Consider the following 1,893-nt stretch of genomic DNA (forward strand, 5'->3'; position numbering starts at 1 on the left):
TATTGAGTGTCACGAACAACTATATGAGAGTTGATGCTGTGCATATGATGAAGGTGGGCCCTTCGGTATCGGAATACAGGTTCCGGTACCAAACCACCGCCAAGCTGCTTGGATTAAATGTCCCGGTGGTGAGCGTTGTCGGAAAAGGCATCCGGAGGTGTCAGGTGTCCGATGGGAAGGCGAACGTAAGTGAACCGCCGATGAGGCGTCGAAAGGATTATTTGATGTCAGAACCGATGTCCAGTATCATCATCGGGATAAGCATGGAAGGCACCTGTCTACTGTCCATGCGGCATCCGGCGTATAGGCGGCGTGATCCCATGGGAGGCGTATGCATGGAACGTGAGAACCTGTCGTGGCGATGCGAAGGGAAAACCCCAAGCGGGGGACACCGCAAGGGGGAAAGTACCGATGCGCTGCACGGGGGCGGAACGCTTCGTAGTAGTGATGAAGTACCTGTAATGGGTATGGAGCGAAGGGGGCGTATTATCTGGCCTATTTCGATGAGGGAAACTGCCGAAGGAGCAATCCAGAAACAGGAGGTACCGAAATGAAAGGGGCAAAGCCATTTGATATTGACCGGATGGAAATGTACGATGCTTACCGTAAGGTAGAGTCGAACCGTGGCAGCGGGGGAGTGGACGGCGTCAGTCTGCTGGAATTCAGCATGGACTGGAAGCACCACCTCTACCGGCTGTGGAACCGGATGAGTTCGGGCAGCTACATGCCACCTGCGGTGAAGCTGATCGAGATACCGAAGAAAGGTGGCGGCAAACGCGCACTGGGTATCCCGACCATAGCCGACCGTATCGGGCAGACGGTTGTGAAGGAGCGGTTGGAGCGGGTTGTTGACGGCATTTTCCATACGGACAGCTACGGCTACCGTCCGGGCAAATCGGCGCACGATGCGCTGGCAAGCGCCCGGGTTCGGTGCTGGAAGTGGGACTGGGTTATCGACCTTGACATCAGGGGCTTCTTCGATAACATCCCCCACGGGCTGCTGATGAAGGCCGTCAGGAAACACTGCACGGAGCGCTGGATGCTGCTTTACATCGAGCGGTGGTTGAAGGCACCGCTACAACGGCCGGATGGTTCCATCGAGTCGAGGGACCAGGGGGTTCCGCAGGGTTCGGTCATCGGCCCCGTGCTGTCGAACCTTTACCTCCACTATTGCATGGACACATGGCTGGCGCGGCACTTTCCGCACAGTCCGTTCGAACGTTATGCGGACGATGCCATCGTCCACTGCCGGAGCGAACCGGAGGCAAACCAATTGCTGGCAAGCCTCTCCGAGCGGATGCGGGCATGCGGCTTGGAGCTGCACCCGCAGAAGACCAGGGTGGTTTACTGCAAGGACAGTAACCGGAGGATGAACCACGCGAATGTGAGCTTCGACTTCCTGGGTTACACGTTCAAACCGAGGGAGGCACAGAACAGCAACCGGAGGGAAACGTTCACGAACTTCCTTCCGGCGGTGAGCCGGAAGGCGATGACCGCGATGAACGGGAAGATGAGGGGTTGGGCGATACTCCGGTGCAGTGATGTTACGCTACAGGACATAGCGGGGCAGATCAACCCCATCCTACGGGGATGGATCAACTACTACGGTAGATTTTACAGAACGAAGCTTAGGAATTTTATGCACATCGTAAACGTAAAGCTCGCCAAATGGGCGAGGAGTAAGTACAAGCACCTGCGCTCAAGTGAAATGAAGGCGATAAGGTGGCTGCACGGCATCAGCCGTGTGAATCCGGGATTGTTGGCACATTGGAGGTTGAATGCAGTCCCATCGGTTAATTAACAAAAGGTTAGATAATAAGAGCCGTGTAAGCGGAGACGCTTACGCACGGTTCTGTGAGAATCTCGGGCTGAAATGCCCGGGTTTACTTGACA

The 1,893-nt window shown here is 55.8% G+C and carries 2 protein-coding genes; both read left to right on the forward strand.

The window, feature by feature from the left end; genetic code table 11:
- Positions 1 to 554, forward strand: a 554-nt coding sequence (locus BMZ56_RS25315; protein WP_090632642.1) for a hypothetical protein, incomplete at its 5' end; no start/stop codon positions are given.
- The gene (ltrA, locus tag BMZ56_RS25320) at positions 551 to 1,801 is read left to right on the forward strand and encodes a group II intron reverse transcriptase/maturase (protein ID WP_090632645.1); all 1,251 of its coding nucleotides are present in this window, start codon (positions 551 to 553) and stop codon (positions 1,799 to 1,801) included. The genes BMZ56_RS25315 and ltrA, both read left to right, overlap by 4 nt.
- The last annotated feature ends 92 nt before the right edge of the window (positions 1,802 to 1,893 follow it).

The organism is Parapedobacter indicus (assembly GCF_900113765.1).
GTDB lineage: Bacteria > Bacteroidota > Bacteroidia > Sphingobacteriales > Sphingobacteriaceae > Parapedobacter > Parapedobacter indicus.